We start from the raw sequence: 16,916 nt of genomic DNA, 5'->3' as shown, positions 1-16,916 counted from the left end.
CGCCGGTCCGCGCGGGCCTCCCCCCGACATCCTCCGAGAGGTAATCCGATGGCCCCGACCTTCGGCGGTACCATGCGCCTCAACGCCGCCGGCAAGGCGGTCACGATGCGTGGCACCTTCAAGCTCGACTCCACCAACGTCGAGATCAGCGACGGCACCAATCAGAACGGCACCGTCTATTTCAGCTTCAAGCCCAACGCCTACGGCGCCGAGGTCACGTTGCAGTCCGATCCCGGTCTGTCGGCCGACACGCTGGTTCGGATGCGGGGCACCTTCGTGATCGTCGAAGACGACACCGGGGTCGTCCACACGTTCTCCGACGCCGGCTGGTCGGGCAAGCTCTCCGACAATCGCGAAGACGGCGAGATCTCGGGTCTGACGATCCGCGCCTCGCGCTATGCACGGCAGGGGTGAGCGCCATGGGACAGATCACCATCGACCTCGAAACCCCGATCGCCATCGGCGAGGACAAGAAGATCGCCCGCGTCGTGCTGCGCGAGCCGCGGATGCGCGAACTGCTCGCCTTCGGGAAGCCCTTCCGCTGGGTGACGATGGCCGGCAAGCCCCAGTACGTCGAGGACGACGACGCCATCAAGGCCTACCTCGAGAAGCTCGTCGAAGAGCCGGACATCCCGACCCTGCTCGGCAATGTCTCGCTCGCCGACGGCCTGCGCATTCGCGAGGCCTTCCTCGGTTTTTTCGCGAAATCCGAGGCGACGGCAGCGATCGCGGCCGCAAAGCCGACGACGTCCTCGGACTGATCTGGGATGCGCTCGTCTTCGATCTGAAGCGGCTCTCGCCGGCCGAGGCCGACGAGGCCTTCCTCTCGGACTTCCTGCGCTGGTGGCGCCGCGCCCATCACTGGGTCGAACGGACGAAACGGAGATGACCCATGTCGGGCGAGCGTGTCCTTCAGGCGACCGCGATCATCGACATCGAAGATCGCGCCGGCGGCAAGATCGAGAAGCTCGCCAAGAAGCTCCAGTCGCTCGACCGCCTGACCAAGATGATGGGCAAGGCCGAAGGCTTCGCCGCCTTCGACCGCCAGGCGCAGGGAATCGAGCGGGCGGCGACGGCGATCGGGCATCTGGAGCGCCAGGTCGCCAACCTCACGCGCCTGAATACCGTCGCCGGTGACATCGACAAGATGGCTCGCGCCGTCGAACGTCTCGATCGAGCCCAGGATCGCGGCGCCGCCTCGGCGCACCGTCTGCACGAGAACCTGCGCTTCTCGGAGCGGCTCGGGCAACTCGGCATGGTCGCCGGCCCGGCGATCCTGGCGGGCACGCATCACGCCTGGAATGCCGCCGCCGAGTTGAAGCACAACGAAGTGCAGATGCGGCAGGCCGGCATGTCGGCGCCGGAAATCGTCCGCGCCCGCACGCTCGCCGGCTCACTCGCCGAAAAGCTGCCGACCCTCACGGTCGGCGAACTGATGGAACTCCACCGGGAGACCCGGTCCTCGGTCCGCCACCCGGAAGAGGCCTTCGAACTGCTGCCCGAACTCGCCAAGGCGAAGGCGGCGATGCGGGCGATGGGGATCAACGACACCGGTCTGGCGGAGATCGTCAAGGCCGGCGAGAGCCTCGGCATGATGTCGGACCCGGCCCGCTTCACGCGCTTCCTGGAGGGGCAGGTCAAGGCGATGGCCTGGTTCGGCAAGACCATCGACACCACCCAGATCTATGAGGCCTGGAAATATTCGAAGTCGGCGGGCGCGACGCTGTCCGACGAATTCATCAACAGCGCCATGCCGTCGATCATCCAGGAAATGCACGGCTCGTCGGCGGGCGACGCGTTGTCGATGCTGGTGAAGACCCTGCGCGGCGGGATGCAGAACAAGCATATCCCGGTCGAGCGCATGGCCGAGCTCGGGCTGCTCGCCGACCCCGATCAGATCGTCCGGTCGAAGACCGGATCCATCAAGGGCTATCGCGGCAAGGTCGTCGGCGACGACCTGCTCGCCGCGAACCCGTTCCAGTGGTTCGACACCGTCTTCCGCTCGGCGGCGGCCAAGAAGGGCATCACGGCGCTGCCCGATCTCGTGCGCCTGCTCAATCAGACGCTGCCGTCGACCGCCGCCAACCTCGGCCGCATCTTCCTGCAGCAGGCCGAGACGATCCGCGCCCACGCCCAGGGCATAAACGCCATCCCATCGCTCGACGCGATGAACGAGAACGCCATCGACGATCCGAAGGCGACCTTGAAGGAACTCGGGCACGCCATCGAGAACTTCGCCGGGGTGCTCGGCTCGCCGATCATGAGCACGGCCGCCCACATGATGGACGGCCTGGCCAAGACCGTCGGCGGGTGGCAGGAGCGGCTGTCGAAGTTTCAGGAGGAGAACCCGGAGGCCGCGAAATGGCTTGCCGGTGGCGCGTTGGCGACCGGCGCGACCGTCGGCGCCGCCGGGACTTATGGTCTGGTCAGCGGCCTGATGAACGGCTTCGGTCTCAAGGGATCGGCCCTTGCTCTCGACGCATCGGCGGCGGCGCTCGATGCGGCCGCGGTCAAACTCGCCGGCGGAAATTTGCTCGGTGGGTTGCCGGGGGCGCCTGGAGGAAAGAAGGCGGGCTTGGCGCAGAAGTTGGGAAAGCTGGGATCGTTCGGTTTGATGTTGTGGGGGGCGCTCGAACTGGGCGACGAGATTCCTCATCCCGAAAGCCTCGATCAGACGCCTGGGGAAGCCCTCGATAAGCTGAAGGCTCTATTATCTAAGCTGCCGGCTGTTCCAGTTGCTCCGAGCTATCTCGCAAACATGGAGGGGACGCCTCTTCCTTCCTCCTCGCTCGGCGTCGCGAACATGGGACTGCCACCCTACGTCACTGGTGGTGACTTTGGCGGGGATGCACCGGAGGTCGCAAAATTCTCGGGTTTCATGGCCTTCGTAAGTGGTCGCGGCGGGATCCGGAGCAATGGCGGACTGTCGGCGCATGACCTCGGCCTGAGCCCGCTGATACAGCCGCCGCCCTTCTATCCGATGCCGGAGCGGCGGCCCGATCGGCCCTGGGACGGCGGTGTGCCGCTTCCCAAACCCTCCGAGGCCGAGATGGCCGGGTTCACCGAGGGGTTGAAGAGCTTCTCCTCCGACCTCGAATCCGCTTTGCGGTCGGGCCTCACCGGGGGCGCAACGATCACGCTCGAGGTCAAGCCGGGGCCGGGGTTCGAGGCGCAGATCACCGGCATCGTCAAGAATGCGATGGGCAACATCTCGCTGACCGGCGCCGGTTCGACCGGCCGGTCCGACACCAACGTCGACCACCACCAGTGAGGCTGTCATGACGCGCGATTGGCTCTCGACGCTGTGGCCGGCGTCCTGGCAGGGCGTGCCCTTCTGGGTCGAGAAGGACACGCACGCCGGCAAGCGGCGCATCGCCAGTCACGAGTTCCCCGGGCGCGACGACCCTCTCCACGAGGATCTCGGGTCCGGCGTCGCGCGTTGGCAGGTGACCGCCTATTTCGCCTCCGATACCGCCGACGCCGACGCGGCGATCCTGCTCGCCGCGCTCGACCAGCCCGGCCCCGGCCTGTTGGTCCTGCCGATCGACGGGCCGGTCGCCGCCCGTGCCCACGAGTGGCATCGGGAGCGCGAGCGCGACAAGGCCGGTTATGTCGCGTGGCAGATCACGTTCCTGCGGGAAGGTGCAACGGCCATCCTGGCCACACAGGCGAGCCTCGGCCAGTCGGTCTTCGACGCGGTCGACGGTCTCTCCGCAGCCCTCGGGCTGCTCGCCACCGCCTATGATCTCATGGGCACGGTCGACTGGGTCACCGCGGCCGTCACCGACGGCTTGGTCGATCTCGTCGCCGGTCTCGACCTCGTCGCCGGCACCATCCTCGACGATGCGGTCGCGGCCCTTGCCGTCACCTCGACCCTGACCGCCGTCGTCGCGGCGATCGAGGACGGGACCGACTTCGCCCTCGCGTCCGACGTCGTCTCCGGCTTCGCCGGGCTCGGCCTCGACGCGCTTGCCACCGGTGTGGACGCCGGCGCCGTGATCCTGGCCCTGGCGCGCAAGATCGGCGACCTCGCCATCGAGGCCGACTCGGCGGCCGGACCGGATCGGGTCCGCGATGCCTTCGCGCCCTGGACCATCGCCGACCCCGACGCGGCGCCGGTCACCGCCGCCACCACCTGCCGCCTCGCCATGGCGCGCAACGGGGTTCGCCTCGACGTCGTCCAGCGCCTGGTCGGCCTCGCGGTCACCGCCGAGGCGATCGTTCGGGCAACCTATGCCTCCCGCCAGGAAGGCGTTGCGGCGCGTGCCGACTTCGTCGTCGCCACCGAACGGGCCCTGGTCGCGATGGACAGTCTCGGCGCGGCCGAGGCGGCCGAACCGAGCACCGCGCTGGTCGCGGTGCGGGATGCGGCGGTCGAGTGGCTGACGCGGGCCATCGCCGACCTCGCGCCGGTCCGAACCATCCGGACCTCGGCCGAATTGCCGGCGACGGTACTCGCCTGGGTGCTCTACCGGGATCCGAGCCGGGGGCCCGAACTGGTGTCGCGCAATCAGGTCACCCACCCCGGCTTCATGCCGCGCGTGTTCGAGGCACTGGTGTCATGACCGTGGAAACCGTGATCGTCCGGGCCGGCGGCCGAGACTTCGTCAACTGGGAGGTGGTTCACGTCTCCGCTTCGATCCGCGAGGCCGCACGGTCGTTCCAGGTCACCGCCGCGGCGGTCGGCGGGCTCGCCGCGCTGGCGACGCTGCTGCCGAACGGGACCGCCGTCGACATCCTCGCCGGATCCGATCTCCTCTGTCGGGGCTATGTCGACCGCCGTCGTCCGGTCCTCTCGCCCGATCGCGGCGAGGTGGTGATCCATGGCCGATCGCGCGCCCAGGACGTCGTCGACTGCTCGGCGATGCACGAGACCGGGCGTTTCGAGAACGTCACGGTGAAGGACGTGGCGACCGCCCTCGATCGGTTCGGCGTGGGCTTCGTCACCGACGAGACGCTCGGCAAGATCGGCAAGGTCCAGGTCCACCCGGGCGAGAGTGTCTTCGGCTGTCTGTCGCGTCTCTGCGCCAGTCAGGAATTGACGATGGCCGGCGAGGCCGACGGATCGATCCGCTTCTACCGGGCCGGCCGCGCCAAGAAACACGCCGGGGGCCTGATCGAAGGGCAGAACCTGCAGCACGGCGAAGCCGACCACGATTTCCGTCAGCGGCATTCGAAGCATCATGTCCGCGGGCAGCGTCCTCTCGGTATGGGGGTCGATGCGCTGGAGGTCGAGGCTGTCGCGTCGGATGCGACGGTGAAGCGGCACCGCCCGCTCATCACGGTGATTCAGGACGACATCGATCACGCCGGTGCCACCCGCCGCGCCCGCGGCCGGCGCGACCGTTCGGCAGGCCGCGGCCTCACCGCCTCGATCACCGTCGTCGGTTGGCGCGATCCGTCCGGCACCGTGTGGACGCCGGGATGGAAGGTCTGGGTGGAGAGCCCGTTCCTCGGACTCGCCCAGGACATGCTGATCGAAACCGCCTCCTTCTCCCAGTCCGGCGGGGAGGGGGCCGCGACCAAGACCGTGTTGCACCTCGTCGACCCGCGCGCCTACGGCGGCAAGAAGGGCAAGGGCAACAAGTCGAAACCCGCCTGGGACATGGACGAGAGCAATGTCGAATGATCCCGAGACCCGGGCGCAAGTGGCGGCGATGATCCGCCGCGTGCGCCTGGCGGACATCGACGCCTCCGGCCCCCAGCACATCATCCGCGGCACCGGCCTGAAGGGCGAGGAGGTCCTCGCGCCACGGGTCAAGGATTTCGGGTTCTCGTCGAGCCCACCGCCCGGATCGGTCGGACTGCTCGCAGCGCTGGGCGGCCGTTCGGATCGGGCGATGCTGTTCGGCCTCGACCATGCGGACTACGGCCCGCGGGATCTGGCCGTCGGTCACACCGCCATCTACGACGCCTTCGGCAACATCGTATCGCTGGTGCAATCCGAGATCCGCATCGTCTCCGCCACCAAGATCACGCTGCGGGCACCCGCCGTCACCATCGACAGTCCGGTCATCAAGCTCGGGTCCGACGGCGCCGCCATGCCCGCCGCGATGCAGGGCACGACCGACACCGGCGGCTTTGCCGACATCACCAACCTCTCGACCCGGGTGCTGATCGAATGATCGTCATCGACACGCGCAGCACCGAAGCCTGTTCGACCGCGTCCTGGCCGGGCTGGGATACCGTGCTCGACCCGGCGACCGGGGCGGCGGATTGGACACTCGCCGGCGCCGCGAGCGGCAATGCCGGCGGGCTCCGCGCCACCGCGCCTCTCGCCACCGCGGTGATTCTCTGCCTGTTCACCGATCGCCGCTGCCCGGCATCCCACCCCCTCGCAAAACTCGTCGAGGCGGGCGACCCGCGGGGATGGTGGGGAGACGCGGTCGATGTCCGCGCCGACCTCGGCGAGGACGAGATGGGCTCGCTCCTGTGGCTGCTCGAGCGCGCATCGATGTTGCCGGAGATCGAGCGTTGGGCGGAGGCGATGATCCGTGACGCGATGGCGCCGCTCCTCCAGGCGAAGGTCGCCATCCGTCTCGAGGTCGACGTCGAGCGCCGCAGTGACGACCACGGTCTGAACTGGGCTCTTCGGCTCTACGATCGCGACGGCTCGCTGATCCACGACGGCAAGTACGACTTCGCCTGGTCGTCCGTCTCCAGCTGAGAGGTTCCCATGTCGCTCGTGATTCCGTCTCTCGGCGAGCTCGTCGAGCGGACCCGCCGTGCCTTCGCCGCGGCTCTGCCGGGGCTCGACGCGTGGCTGTGGCCGAACAACATCGGCCCGACCGCCAAGGTGATCGGCGAGGGGCTCGCCCAACTCTATGGCCGCATGGCGATCGTCGAACGCCGTCGTTTCATCTGGTCCGCCGATTGGGACGGTCTCATCGAACACGGCCGCGACTATGCCCTGCCGCCCAAGTCCGCGGCCGTGGCGAACGGCACCGTCACCCTCGTCGCGCCCGGCGCCGTCACCGTGGCGGCCGGGGCGATCCTCACGCGCTCCGATGGGCAGACCTACGTGGTGCCGACCGCCGCTGCTCTGACGGCGGCCGGTTCCCTCTCACTCCCGGTGACCGCCGTCACGGCCGGCGCAGCGGGCAATTGTCTTTCCGGCCAAGCGCTGTCGGCGACGTCCGGAGTGACCGGCACCGCGACCTTCACCGTCGCCGTCGACGCCATCGTCGACGGGGTCGACGCGGAAGGCCGCGAGAGCTACCGAGCGCGGCTCCTGTTTCGCAAACAGAACCCGCCGGGGGCGGGGACGCCCGCCGACTTCGTTCGATGGGCCATGTCGGTTCCCGGCGTGGTGGCGGCCTACGTCGAACGCTGTTGGCCGGCGCCGGGTGGTCTGCGGGTCTTCGTCCTCGCCGATGGCTCGACCGGCAGCGCGGTCCCGTCGCCGGCCCTCGTCGGCGTCGCCACCCAGGTGATCGCTCTACAGGCGCCGGCAGGTTCCGTTCCGATGTTGGTCGCGCCGACCGCCCTGCCGATCGACGTGACGATTTCGGGGCTGCTGCCGGCCACTCGACCGGTCCAGGAGGCCGTGCTCGCCGAACTGCGGGACTTGTTCGGCGTCCGTCGTGCTCGGCCGTCCGGGGGCGACACGGCCGTCGCCGGCATGCCCTTTCTCGCGACGCCCGTCACGTTCTCGCGCTCGTGGATCTCGCAGGCGATCTCGGCCGCCAGCGGCGAGGATCGCCACACCCTGATCGCACCGGCGGTGGACCCGATCGTTCCCGCCGGATCGATCGCCACCCTCGGCAACGTCACCTTCCTCTGAGGTCTCCCGATGGATTGTTCGAGCGCTTCCGCGCTCGTCGACCGCTGCCCGAGCCTCGACGAGGTCCACGCCAGCCTGCTCGCCTCGCTCCCCCGCGGGCGGGCCTGGCCCCGCACGCCGGGGTCGGTTCTGTGGCGATTCTGGCGTGGGGTCGCCGACGTCTTCACCCAGGCCAACGACCGCCTGTGTTCGTGGCAGGCCGAATTCTTCTGCCGCACCGCCGACGAGAGCCTCGACGACTGGTGGATCGACTACGGCCTCCCGGACGGCTGCGACCCTTTTCCGGACCTCTGCTCGAAGGTGGTCGGATCGACCGGCGGTCGCTGCGTCGACCTGCAGGCGCTCGCGGCAAGGGCGGGCTGGTCGATCTCCTGCGTGCGGGATCAGACCGTCGGGGCCGGATGCTTCCAGGCCGGATGTTCGTCGGCCGGCAACGGCGTGCCGATGGCCACCATCGTCATCGCGATCTCGCTTTCGGCGTCGCCGGCCTATGGCGGCGCGATGCAGGTGCCGTTCCTCGCCGGCAATTCGGCCTGGGGCGCCGGTCAGCCGCTCGGCTGCGGGCCGGACGTCGGTCCTCTGATCTGTCTGCTCTCCCGTGTGATTCCGGCGCATGTCGCCACAGTCTATGAGGTCGTCTGATGAGCACCGATCTGGTCGGTCCCGGCTCCAACGCCGCCAACGTGTCGTCGAGCCGCCCCGGCGAAGACCGCGTCTTCGGGGCGCTCGATACCTACTTCCGGAGTTGTTCCTCGCTCACCGCCGGAGACGGCACGCGGGTGCTCGCCGGTTGGCTCAATCAGGTGACCGCACTCCTGCGGCAGGCGATCCGCCAGGGCGGCGTCGCCGAGGACAACACCGACGATCTGATGCTCTGGAAATCGATCGCTTCGCGGATCGGCCGCGGCGGAGACGCGATGGCCGGGCCCTTGTCCGCCCCGGCCGGGTTCGCGACGGCGGCTCGCCTCCTCGCCGCTGCGACGACCTTGACGGCTGGCGATGCCGGCAAACTCGTCGAGATCACGGCGGCGTCGACGGTGACGACGACGCTCCCGACGCCGGTCGGGAACGGCGGTGCACAGTTCGCCGTCTACAACGCCTCGGGCGTTTCACAGACGCTCGCCACCGTCGCCGGCGGCTTCGTCGGACCCGGCATCGCAACCGTCGTCACGACGCTCTCGCTCGCCACCAAGGGAACCGCAGTCGTCGAATCCGACGGGTCCAACTGGGTGTCGGTCGCCGGATCCGCCTACGTGGACACCAAGATCAACGACGTCCATCTGTTCGCGTCCAACGGTTACCAGAAGCTGCCGTCCGGCCTGATCCTCCAGTGGGCGACCGGCGCCGACGTGACCTCGTCGCACGCGGATTTGGCGATGCAGACGGTCACCTTCCCGATGACCTTCCCCACGGCTTGTCTGACCGTGATCACGTCGAAGATCAACACTTCGAACGGTGGCGGTAACGATTATTGGTTCGAACTCATCAGTAAGACCGCGGCGTCCTGCGTGATTGCACTGGAACTCTCGACCTATGCCGACGTGAGCAGCCCCGCGGCCGCTCCCATGATCTTCGCCATCGGCTATTGAGGCACATCATGTCCGATCAGATCTATTACGACCCGGCCTCCGGGGGGTTCTACTCGTCCGAGATCCACGGTTCGGCGATGCCGTCGACGGTCGTCGAGATCACCGGCGCCCAGCACGCCGAACTCCTCGCCGGCCTGAACGGCGGCAAGGCGGTGGCGATCATCGATGGCGTTCCTGAACTGGTCGAGAAGATCTTGCCGGTTCCCACGGCGGCCGAGATCGAGGCGGTGATGCAGTCCGCGGTCGGCCGCTTCGTCCAGTCGCAGGCGCGTGGTCGGGGGTATGACGGCGCCGAAAGCTGCGCCAGCTACGTCGCATCCACGAACGCGACCTGGTCGGCGGAAGCGAAGGCCTTCGTCGCCTGGCGTGACGCGGTGTGGGCTTCCGCGCTCGCCACCCTCGCCGCGGTGCGGAGCGGGGCCGAGGCCGTCCCCACCGTGGATGCGGTGCTCGCCGCGCTGCCGCCGCTCGTCTGGCCCGACTGAACGCGGCGGCTCGCGAGCCCCGGACCGACACGCCGCCAGTGGCGGGTTTTCTCTCTGAGGAGGGGCCATGGATATCTCGGCCTACAACACGGCGCATTTCCAATTGTCGCTGGACGTGACGCCGTGGGCGGCGGCCTACGGTCTCGATGCCGCCGCCTGGCGTCTCCAGGTCCGGCCCGATGCCGCCTCGGCGAATCTCGTTCTCGACATGAACACCGCCAACGGTCGCGCGACCTATTCCACCGGGGTCGTCGTGTTCTCGGCGCCGCAGAGCGTGATCAGTCCGCTCGTAGCCGGATCCTACGTCTGGGACTTCGGCTTCACCGCCTCGGGCGGCGACTTCATCCGCTGTGACGGCGGGATGCTCACTCTCAGACAAGGCGTGACGCGATGACCGCGGCCCCCGACACCGTAACCGTCACCTCGCCGGCGACGGTCCCGAACCCCGTTCCCGCGCCGGTGCCGATCGATCTCTCCACCGCCATCGCCGCCGCCTCGGGCTTCGCGGCGAGTGCCGGCACGAGCGCCGCTTCCGCCTCTGGGGCCGCCGCCGCTGCCGCGGCGGCGGCGACCACCGTCACCAGCGATCTCGCCATCTCGGCCGGTGCCGCGGCGATGGCTTCGGCGGCCGCCGGAACCGCCACATCCGCCTCGTCGTCGGCCTCCGGCAGTGCGATCGCCGCCGCCGCCTCGGCGACCGGAGCGTCGACCAGTGCGGCGGCAGCGGCCGTTTCCGCCACGACGGCTTCGACCCAGGCCGCGGCCGCGTCGACGAGCGCGGGCAATGCGGCGACGTCCGCGACCGGGGCCGCCAACTCGGCCACCGCAGCCGCCTCCAGCGCCGCCGCGGCCGCGCTCTTCGATCCGGCCGGCTATCTCTCGAAGGTAAACCCCGTTGCCACCGGGACGGTCACGGCACCCAACTTCTGGGCATCCAGCGCGGCATCCCCTGGGTTCGTCTGGAGCTACACCGCTGCTGCCGTAGACAGCAAGCTCTGGGACGCCTACGCCGATGCAACAGTGCTCCGGTTCCGGGCGCTCAACGACACATGGGCGTCCGCATCCACTTGGATGGCCATCGCGCGTAGCGGCTATACGATAACCGCCGTGAACTTCCCGAGTTCTAATGTCGGCGTAAACGGCACCAACGCTGGTGGCGCCCGAGAGCTTGGCGTCACGAACGCATCCGCCACCGCCAATACCACGGCTCGTATGTCCCTCACTACGGGTACTGCAGGTGGCTATACCTATCTGCAGACGGCAGAAGTTGGCTCTGGTGTTGTCAACTCCTACTGGTACGCCGGGAGTGCGATTTCCCGCAGCATCTGTGATACCGGCAATGCTTTTGGTGGCTACGAGTGGCGCATTCAGGGCGTCCTCAAGGCATATATCGACTATACCGGCCTGATCAACGCCAGCGTATTTCAGGTCGCCCCCAGCGCGTACTTCACCATGTCCGGATCAAATCCGGCGCTGGGCTGCGATGCGAACGACTACATGCTCTACGATCGGACTGGAAACAACTTTCAGTTCTTCATCGCAAGCACCTTGAAGGGCGGCTTCAACAGTACCGGCGTGTTCGGTGACGGATCGCAACTGACCAATATTCCGAGTGCCGCGAAGGCGTGGGCGGTCTGGTACTGGAACGGATCTGCGGTCGTCATCAATGCTTCGTCGAATACCGCATCGATCGTTCGAAACGGCGTCGGTGACTACACCATCACCTTCACGGCGGCGCTCGCCAGCGCGAACTACTGCGTCGAGGGAGCGCTGTCCGGCACCTACGGAGTTGCCGCCGCGGTCTACGCCTCCGGCGGCCCCGGGACCGCGCCCACGCTCAAGACCACCACCCAGTGCCGCGTGCTCTTCTCGGAGTCCGGCGTCGGCACGTTCGACCCGACCGCGGCCGGCGGCGGCCAAATCCAGTTCTTCGGAGGCTGACATGCGTCTGATCTCGTTTTCTGATCCCGTGTGGGGCGATGCGGCGCACGAGCATCTCTCGTGCAGCGTCGTGCTGGAGCTTCAGCCTGCGACGACCGTCGAGGTGCCGGACGAGCCGGTCCAGGATTCGCAGGGTGCCGTGACGTTCCGCGGGAAGACCTCATTGCCGGTCGCGGCCGTCGTCGGCGATCCGACGGCCTTCCAGGCCTCACGGGACGCCGACGGCCTCGCCGGTGAGGTCTTCGCCGCAATCGTCGGCAGTGGCCAGCCGATCGCCGAATATGTCGCACCGGCCGAACCGGTGCCGGCGGCGGTATCCGCCTTCCAGGCCAAGGCGGCCCTGCTCGCGGCCGGATTGCTGGACGAGGCGCAGGCGGCGGTCGCCGCGGCCGCGCCGATCGTTCAACTCGCGTGGTCGACGGCGCAGGTGTTCGAACGCTCGTCTCCCACGATCGCCACCCTCGCCGCCGCGCTCGTACCGCCGCTCACTGCGACCCAGGTCGACGATCTGTTCCGCGCCGCGGCGCGCATTTCGGCCTGAGGTCGGCGGCTCGGTCCCGGCACCGATCTCGGCGCCGACGCACCTTCCCTTCCCGTAGATTCCAGGGAGCACGTCATGCGTGCCATCGACCTCGTGCGGCGGCTCGCGCCGTCCGCGCGCCCGGAATACCTCGCCGCATTCGACGCGGGTGACGCCGTTCTCGCCCGCTTCGAGATCTCGTCGCCGCAACGCCTGATGCACTTCCTCGCTCAGGTGCTGCACGAGACGGACGACCTCACCATCCGCGTCGAGAGCCTCAACTACTCGGCCGAGCGGATGACCGAGGTCTGGCCCGGTCGCTTCCCGACCGCCGCTGCCGCCACGCCCTACGCCCATGCCCCGGAGAAGCTCGCCGAGAAGACCTATGGCGGGCGGATGGGCAACGTGAGCCCCGGTGACGGTTGGCGCTTCATCGGCCGAGGTCTGCTCCAGATCACCGGTCGCGAGGCCTACGAGACATATGGTCGCGTGCTCGGCATCGATCTCGCCGGCCATCCCGACCTCGCCTGTTCCGCCGAATGGGCCCTCGCCGTCGCGGCCGCCGAATGGGCGGCCTCGACCTACAAGGGGCGGGCCTGCAACGCGATGGCCGAAGCCGACGATATCGAAGGCGTGACCCGGGCAGTGAACGGCGGATTGATCGGCTACCGCGAGCGGTGCCGGCAACTCGCCCGGGTCCGGCGGACCATGTCCGACCTCGGCGCCCTGGAAATCGGTCACCAGACCGTCGGGCGCACGGTCGCCCAGGCGCCCGCCAAGGTCAAACGGACCGCCACCGCGGCGGCCGTGGCGGCCGTGGCGGCCGTGGCCGCCGTCCCCTTGGTCCAGTCCGCACCCGGGCACCCGCTCGCCGGCCTCCTCGTCGGCGGATTGGCGATCGGCGTCCTCGGCCTCGTCTGCTGGGGCCTGTGGCAGCACCACCGGGCCTGCACGTCGGCCGCCATCTCTTCCTGAAATTCCCGACCCGAAAGGATTTCTCATGACCTCCGTCATCATGGGCATCGTCGCCCTGTTCGCTCTCCTCTGGATCGTCGTCGATCTCGCCTCGGGCTGGCGCAAGGCCGAGGGCGGTATCGGCACGCGCGCCTGGTCCGCGGTTCGCGGCTCGGTGACCGTCGTGTGGACGCACGCGGTCGCGCTGTCCTCGTCGCTGATCGCCCTGGTCGCCTCCGCGGCCGATCTCCTCGGCGACCCGGGCGTCGCCGACGCCATCAAGTCGGCGATCAATCCGGCCTGGGTGCCGATGATCACGCTCGGGATCGCCGTCCTCGGCTATGCCGCCCGCCGCCGCACCCTGACCTCGTGAGGTGATGCCATGTGGTGGACCACGATCCTCGACTGGATTTCCGGCGGGCTCGCCGGGAAGGTTGTCGAGGCCTACAAGGCGCGCCTCGACGCGGGCAACACGACGGACCGGATCGCCGCCGATCTCGCGTCGCGAGACATCGCCGCCCGTCAGGCGATCGTCCAAGCGGAACTCGCATCGTGGTTCACGGCGCTGCCGCGGGTGACGATCGAAATGATCTTCGCGGTCTACATCGCAAAACTGGTGATCTGGGACAAGGTGCTCGCCCTCGGCAGTACCGATGCCCTGACCGGTGATCTCGGCTCATGGGCGTCGATCGTGATCGGCGGCATGTTCGGCCATGCGATCGCCGGCCGGATCGCCGGCATTTTCACAGGGCGATGAGGGGGGCACCTCTCGCGCACTTCCGACGGACCCTGCTCGGAACCATCCCATGAACATCACCCTGGAAATGGTGGGTGCCTTCGTTGCGATCTGCGGTGTGATCGCCGTGGTCGCCGGCATCTTCATCGCCCGCTTCGGCAAGGTCGACGACCGTTGCGCGTCGATCGAGAAGGATCTCGCTGCGAGCAAGCTCAAGGCGGCCGAGAGCTACGTCACGATCACGGCGCTCGCCTCGTTCGACGAGCGCCTCGCCCGGACCGAAGAGCGCGTCCTCGCCGAGACGCGTTCGCTGCGATCCGACCTGCAATCCGTACTGTCGCGCCCGATCCGCCGCTCGCGGGTCGCGCTTGCCGAAGGGGGCGACGACTGATGGCCGACGCCGCTCCGACTGTTTCCAGCCTCTTGCGCGAAGCCCACGCTGCGGCACTTGCCGCCGGCTATGAGGATCCACTGTGGGGAACCGCGGTGATCCTCGCCGTCGCCCTCGCGGAACTCTCTGATCGGATGCCGGAATTCCGACGCACAACGAGCCGCGATGCTCCGGAATGATGCCGCAGCTCGCACGTTCGCTTGGCTACCGCAGATAAGCACAGCGGCCAGAGCCAGCCTTGGGGGGGGATTCACGCCATCGGGACTTCAGGCCCCTGCACTTCAGGCATCTCGCCGAAGACTGCCCCCGAAGGGACAGGGTATATTCCTGGCGGCATTTGAATAACCTGCTGCTTGACCATAGCCCGGCCCAGCTGGTTCTCAATCACCTTAAATGCTGCAGTGTTACCAAGCGTGTGGGTGTAGCAGTGATGAATCGTTAGAATGAGATCTTGAAATTTTTGGTCACTTTCAAGCCTGTTTATTCGAAGGCCAACGCTCTCACATGTCTCAAGATTGATATGCGTATTGTGGGCGCGCCCCTCGTTATTCGCAAATATGTTTTTTATGCTAGCTATTCTGTTATTTTGTTCTTCTAGTTCCAGGTGTGACAGCATATTGTCACGCAGCGTCTTCTCAATAAATTCGTTAGAGTCCCTGATCGCCCAAGCACAGCGCTCAAGGAATGAAGGGGTAATCTTGCTAAGTATCGGATTCCAGAACATAGCGAGCGAAGGATTTGCGCTGATTTCAGCCTGTGCCCGCTTTACTTCAGCAATAAGGTTAGCTGCAGCGATAAACCCAAACTGTGGATCGACAGGCCCAAGGCTAGATTGCTTTCCCATAACGATCTCGAAGCATGAGCAGGCAATCATTGTGCCTGCTGACATGGCGAGCTGAGGCACAATTGCTCGGATGTTATTGCCAAACATACTTCGCAGATAGTCTACGAGGGAAATGCTCGCTTGGCTATCACCGCCCGGAGTGTGCAGGATTAGATCCAAACCTTTGCTGCGATCCAATTCATGGATGCAAAGCATGAGCCCGTTTTTGTCTTCGTCAGTTATCTGCACGCCATCGAGGCCAGGTTTGCTGAGAAATCCGGAATAATAGGCAATAACATTGCGACCCGTGTGCTGGGATAGCCGCTTTAAATATTTACGTCGCGTTTTATCAAACGCGTTTTCATTGGAAACGGCCTGAAGCAGCGAGATCTCTCTAAGAACGCTGGTCCAGTTTGGCATAACTAACAACCCCTGCTCGAATCGACGCGGCAGCGGTACCATAAGTCACGATTGAGGGGGAGTACATGTACTCCCCCGGCAGGCGCAGCGACTCCATTCTCTCAACGGGCGTAATGAACCCGTCGCGCACCATCTGATTGAACATGGTGACGACCGAATCTGCTTCGTTGGGCATGGCGGGCACTCCTCTGTCGGTTGTATGGGGCAGGTAGGTTAACAAATCAATAACGACTCTCACTCACGGCTCCGTGAGTGAGAGAGACGGTAAACGTCCCGAATTCAGTCTGTTCAGGCTTGAAGTGGCGGGGCATCGGGGCGCGTAACCGCCCTTCCGCCGCAGGTCCACCCGCCAAGACGGGCCTGCGAAACCCCAGTCGCGAGGTATCCCGCCGAGCGCTCGAGCGCGCCTCGACGGCTACCATGTTCGCGGAATGTTCTCAATGGAGATGGAACCCCAACGCCTCGTCCGTCCGGTCTCGCCGCCGGCAGCCTATATCGGCGGCAAACGCCAGCTCGCCGCCCGCCTCATCAACCTGATCGAAGCGATTCCTCACGAGACCTATGCCGAGCCCTTTGTCGGGATGGGAGGCGTGTTCCTGCGGCGCCGCCGTGTTCCGAGGGCCGAGGTGATCAACGACCTCTCCGGCGACGTTGCCACGCTCTTCCGTATCCTGCAGCGCCACTATGTGCCGTTCATGGATCTGCTGCGCTTCCAGTTCACCTCTCGCCGAGAGTTCGAGCGCCTGCTCGACACCGATCCGGCGACGCTCACCGATCTCGAGCGGGCGGCGCGCTTTCTCTACCTCCAGCGCTGTGCCTTCGGCGGCAAGGTCGCCGGCCGCAGCTTCGGCGTTTCACCGGGGATGCCGGGGCGCTTCGACGTGACCAAACTCGCGCCGATGCTCGCCGAACTCGCTGAACGGCTCGCCGGCGTGATCATCGAGAACCTCGGCTGGTCCGAGTTCGTCACCCGCTACGATGGGCCCGGCGTGCTGTTCTATCTCGATCCGCCCTATTGGGGATCGGAAGTGCGGGTTTCGGTAATGTCCGGACAGCGTTTTCGGTAATCTCCGGACAGCTCTTTCACTAATTCCCGGACAGCAATTCCGGTAATTCCCGGACAGTTTTGATGGCCGGTTCTCGGCTGCGCCGTTTGGCAGGTTGGGCTCTCACGAAGAAGAGAGGCCGACATGCCCAGACGGAAGCAAGCGAGACGAACGACCGTGAGAGATATCCGGACGATCCTGCGCCTGACCCATGAGCAGGGCCTATCA

At 66.8% G+C, this 16,916-nt stretch carries 21 protein-coding genes and 1 pseudogene; 20 read left to right on the top strand and 2 right to left on the bottom strand.

Translation table 11 applies throughout. The features are described 5' to 3' along the window. Window positions 1-48: 48 nt before the first annotated feature. The 19 genes from EYW49_RS20570 to EYW49_RS20480 all read left to right on the top strand — a co-directional run bounded on the left by EYW49_RS20570 (window position 49) and on the right by EYW49_RS20480 (window position 14,578). Window positions 49-414 (top strand): phage tail tube protein, encoded by a 366-nt coding sequence (locus EYW49_RS20570; protein WP_131311511.1) that lies wholly within the window; start codon window positions 49-51, stop codon window positions 412-414. 5 nt (window positions 415-419) lie between these two features. Further along, the gene (locus EYW49_RS20565) at window positions 420-761 is read left to right on the top strand and encodes a hypothetical protein (protein WP_131311510.1); all 342 of its coding nucleotides are present in this window, start codon (window positions 420-422) and stop codon (window positions 759-761) included. A gap of 131 nt (window positions 762-892) precedes the next feature. After that, window positions 893-3,271 (top strand): hypothetical protein, encoded by a 2,379-nt coding sequence (locus EYW49_RS20560; protein ID WP_131311509.1) that lies wholly within the window; start codon window positions 893-895, stop codon window positions 3,269-3,271. Between the two features lie 7 nt (window positions 3,272-3,278). Further along, window positions 3,279-4,565 (top strand): DNA circularization N-terminal domain-containing protein, encoded by a 1,287-nt coding sequence (locus EYW49_RS20555; protein WP_131311508.1) that lies wholly within the window; start codon window positions 3,279-3,281, stop codon window positions 4,563-4,565. Beyond that, a complete protein-coding gene (locus EYW49_RS20550) occupies window positions 4,562-5,629 on the top strand; it encodes a phage baseplate assembly protein (protein ID WP_131311507.1) in 1,068 nt (355 codons plus the stop codon). Before EYW49_RS20555 ends, EYW49_RS20550 begins: the two co-directional genes overlap by 4 nt. Next, the gene (locus EYW49_RS20545; protein WP_131311506.1) at window positions 5,619-6,125 is read left to right on the top strand and encodes a phage baseplate assembly protein domain-containing protein; all 507 of its coding nucleotides are present in this window, start codon (window positions 5,619-5,621) and stop codon (window positions 6,123-6,125) included. Before EYW49_RS20550 ends, EYW49_RS20545 begins: the two co-directional genes overlap by 11 nt. Next, on the top strand, window positions 6,122-6,667 hold the full coding sequence (locus EYW49_RS20540; protein WP_131311505.1) for a phage GP46 family protein: 546 nt from the start codon (window positions 6,122-6,124) through the stop codon (window positions 6,665-6,667). Before EYW49_RS20545 ends, EYW49_RS20540 begins: the two co-directional genes overlap by 4 nt. 9 nt (window positions 6,668-6,676) lie before the next feature. Then, a complete protein-coding gene (locus EYW49_RS20535; protein WP_131311504.1) occupies window positions 6,677-7,783 on the top strand; it encodes a baseplate J/gp47 family protein in 1,107 nt (368 codons plus the stop codon). Between the two features lie 9 nt (window positions 7,784-7,792). Continuing rightward, on the top strand, window positions 7,793-8,425 hold the full coding sequence (locus EYW49_RS20530; protein WP_131311503.1) for a hypothetical protein: 633 nt from the start codon (window positions 7,793-7,795) through the stop codon (window positions 8,423-8,425). A 41-nt stretch (window positions 8,426-8,466) separates the two neighbouring features. Continuing rightward, window positions 8,467-9,372, top strand: coding sequence for a gp53-like domain-containing protein (locus EYW49_RS20525; protein WP_131311502.1), 906 nt, complete (start codon window positions 8,467-8,469; stop codon window positions 9,370-9,372). A gap of 8 nt (window positions 9,373-9,380) precedes the next feature. Next, on the top strand, window positions 9,381-9,857 hold the full coding sequence (locus EYW49_RS20520) for a hypothetical protein (protein ID WP_131311501.1): 477 nt from the start codon (window positions 9,381-9,383) through the stop codon (window positions 9,855-9,857). A 67-nt stretch (window positions 9,858-9,924) separates the two neighbouring features. Next, window positions 9,925-10,251, top strand: coding sequence for a hypothetical protein (locus tag EYW49_RS20515; protein ID WP_131311500.1), 327 nt, complete (start codon window positions 9,925-9,927; stop codon window positions 10,249-10,251). Continuing rightward, complete coding sequence (locus tag EYW49_RS20510) at window positions 10,248-11,798, top strand: hypothetical protein (RefSeq protein WP_131311499.1); 1,551 nt, start codon at window positions 10,248-10,250, stop codon at window positions 11,796-11,798. Before EYW49_RS20515 ends, EYW49_RS20510 begins: the two co-directional genes overlap by 4 nt. 1 nt (window position 11,799) lies before the next feature. Continuing rightward, complete coding sequence (locus tag EYW49_RS20505) at window positions 11,800-12,339, top strand: hypothetical protein (RefSeq protein ID WP_131311498.1); 540 nt, start codon at window positions 11,800-11,802, stop codon at window positions 12,337-12,339. A 75-nt stretch (window positions 12,340-12,414) separates the two neighbouring features. Next, window positions 12,415-13,293, top strand: a complete 879-nt coding sequence (locus EYW49_RS20500; protein WP_131311497.1) for a glycoside hydrolase family 19 protein — start codon at window positions 12,415-12,417, stop codon at window positions 13,291-13,293. Window positions 13,294-13,318: 25 nt separating this feature from the next. Continuing rightward, entirely contained in the window at window positions 13,319-13,645 is a 327-nt protein-coding gene (locus EYW49_RS20495) for a hypothetical protein (protein ID WP_131311496.1), read from the top strand. A gap of 9 nt (window positions 13,646-13,654) precedes the next feature. Continuing rightward, a complete protein-coding gene (locus EYW49_RS20490) occupies window positions 13,655-14,029 on the top strand; it encodes a hypothetical protein (RefSeq protein ID WP_131311495.1) in 375 nt (124 codons plus the stop codon). A 49-nt stretch (window positions 14,030-14,078) separates the two neighbouring features. After that, on the top strand, window positions 14,079-14,399 hold the full coding sequence (locus EYW49_RS20485) for a hypothetical protein (RefSeq protein ID WP_131311494.1): 321 nt from the start codon (window positions 14,079-14,081) through the stop codon (window positions 14,397-14,399). Beyond that, window positions 14,399-14,578, top strand: a complete 180-nt coding sequence (locus tag EYW49_RS20480) for a hypothetical protein (RefSeq protein WP_131311493.1) — start codon at window positions 14,399-14,401, stop codon at window positions 14,576-14,578. The genes EYW49_RS20485 and EYW49_RS20480 overlap by 1 nt, the downstream gene beginning before the upstream one ends. Before the next feature lie 71 nt (window positions 14,579-14,649). On the opposite strand, the gene EYW49_RS20475 is transcribed toward EYW49_RS20480, so the two are convergent. Together EYW49_RS20475 and EYW49_RS20470 are read right to left on the bottom strand one after the other, a co-directional pair. Continuing rightward, window positions 14,650-15,642 carry an SDH family Clp fold serine proteinase gene (locus tag EYW49_RS20475; RefSeq protein WP_131311492.1) on the bottom strand — a complete coding sequence of 331 codons (993 nt, stop codon included), beginning with the start codon at window positions 15,640-15,642 and terminating at the stop codon, window positions 14,650-14,652. Further along, window positions 15,617-15,817, bottom strand: coding sequence for a hypothetical protein (locus EYW49_RS20470; RefSeq protein ID WP_131311491.1), 201 nt, complete (start codon window positions 15,815-15,817; stop codon window positions 15,617-15,619). Before EYW49_RS20470 ends, EYW49_RS20475 begins: the two co-directional genes overlap by 26 nt. Before the next feature lie 271 nt (window positions 15,818-16,088). On the opposite strand from EYW49_RS20470, the pseudogene EYW49_RS20465 reads away from it, so the two are divergent. Beyond that, a pseudogene (locus EYW49_RS20465) lies at window positions 16,089-16,670 on the top strand (DNA adenine methylase); the annotation flags it as partial. Window positions 16,671-16,916 lie beyond the last annotated feature (246 nt).

Origin of the sequence: Siculibacillus lacustris (genome assembly GCF_004328075.1) — a bacterium.
In the GTDB taxonomy this organism is placed as follows: Bacteria; Pseudomonadota; Alphaproteobacteria; order Rhizobiales; family Ancalomicrobiaceae; genus Siculibacillus; species Siculibacillus lacustris.
This window is presented reverse-complemented; position numbering and strand designations above follow the sequence as displayed.

What these genes read in the sequence shown, in the direction of transcription:
- EYW49_RS20555 (WP_131311508.1), top strand. Translation starts at nt 3,279, where the DNA reads ATGACGCGCGATTGGCTCTCGACGCTGTGGCCGGCGTCCTGGCAGGGC.
- EYW49_RS20530 (WP_131311503.1), top strand. Translation starts at nt 7,793, where the DNA reads ATGGATTGTTCGAGCGCTTCCGCGCTCGTCGACCGCTGCCCGAGCCTC.
- EYW49_RS20565 (WP_131311510.1), top strand. Translation starts at nt 420, where the DNA reads ATGGGACAGATCACCATCGACCTCGAAACCCCGATCGCCATCGGCGAG.
- EYW49_RS20535 (WP_131311504.1), top strand. Translation starts at nt 6,677, where the DNA reads ATGTCGCTCGTGATTCCGTCTCTCGGCGAGCTCGTCGAGCGGACCCGC.
- EYW49_RS20470 (WP_131311491.1), bottom strand. Translation starts at nt 15,817, where the DNA reads ATGCCCAACGAAGCAGATTCGGTCGTCACCATGTTCAATCAGATGGTG.
- EYW49_RS20550 (WP_131311507.1), top strand. Translation starts at nt 4,562, where the DNA reads ATGACCGTGGAAACCGTGATCGTCCGGGCCGGCGGCCGAGACTTCGTC.
- EYW49_RS20570 (WP_131311511.1), top strand. Translation starts at nt 49, where the DNA reads ATGGCCCCGACCTTCGGCGGTACCATGCGCCTCAACGCCGCCGGCAAG.
- EYW49_RS20490 (WP_131311495.1), top strand. Translation starts at nt 13,655, where the DNA reads ATGTGGTGGACCACGATCCTCGACTGGATTTCCGGCGGGCTCGCCGGG.
- EYW49_RS20485 (WP_131311494.1), top strand. Translation starts at nt 14,079, where the DNA reads ATGAACATCACCCTGGAAATGGTGGGTGCCTTCGTTGCGATCTGCGGT.
- EYW49_RS20515 (WP_131311500.1), top strand. Translation starts at nt 9,925, where the DNA reads ATGGATATCTCGGCCTACAACACGGCGCATTTCCAATTGTCGCTGGAC.
- EYW49_RS20545 (WP_131311506.1), top strand. Translation starts at nt 5,619, where the DNA reads ATGTCGAATGATCCCGAGACCCGGGCGCAAGTGGCGGCGATGATCCGC.
- EYW49_RS20500 (WP_131311497.1), top strand. Translation starts at nt 12,415, where the DNA reads ATGCGTGCCATCGACCTCGTGCGGCGGCTCGCGCCGTCCGCGCGCCCG.
- EYW49_RS20505 (WP_131311498.1), top strand. Translation starts at nt 11,800, where the DNA reads ATGCGTCTGATCTCGTTTTCTGATCCCGTGTGGGGCGATGCGGCGCAC.
- EYW49_RS20560 (WP_131311509.1), top strand. Translation starts at nt 893, where the DNA reads ATGTCGGGCGAGCGTGTCCTTCAGGCGACCGCGATCATCGACATCGAA.
- EYW49_RS20475 (WP_131311492.1), bottom strand. Translation starts at nt 15,642, where the DNA reads ATGCCAAACTGGACCAGCGTTCTTAGAGAGATCTCGCTGCTTCAGGCC.
- EYW49_RS20480 (WP_131311493.1), top strand. Translation starts at nt 14,399, where the DNA reads ATGGCCGACGCCGCTCCGACTGTTTCCAGCCTCTTGCGCGAAGCCCAC.
- EYW49_RS20520 (WP_131311501.1), top strand. Translation starts at nt 9,381, where the DNA reads ATGTCCGATCAGATCTATTACGACCCGGCCTCCGGGGGGTTCTACTCG.
- EYW49_RS20495 (WP_131311496.1), top strand. Translation starts at nt 13,319, where the DNA reads ATGACCTCCGTCATCATGGGCATCGTCGCCCTGTTCGCTCTCCTCTGG.
- EYW49_RS20510 (WP_131311499.1), top strand. Translation starts at nt 10,248, where the DNA reads ATGACCGCGGCCCCCGACACCGTAACCGTCACCTCGCCGGCGACGGTC.
- EYW49_RS20540 (WP_131311505.1), top strand. Translation starts at nt 6,122, where the DNA reads ATGATCGTCATCGACACGCGCAGCACCGAAGCCTGTTCGACCGCGTCC.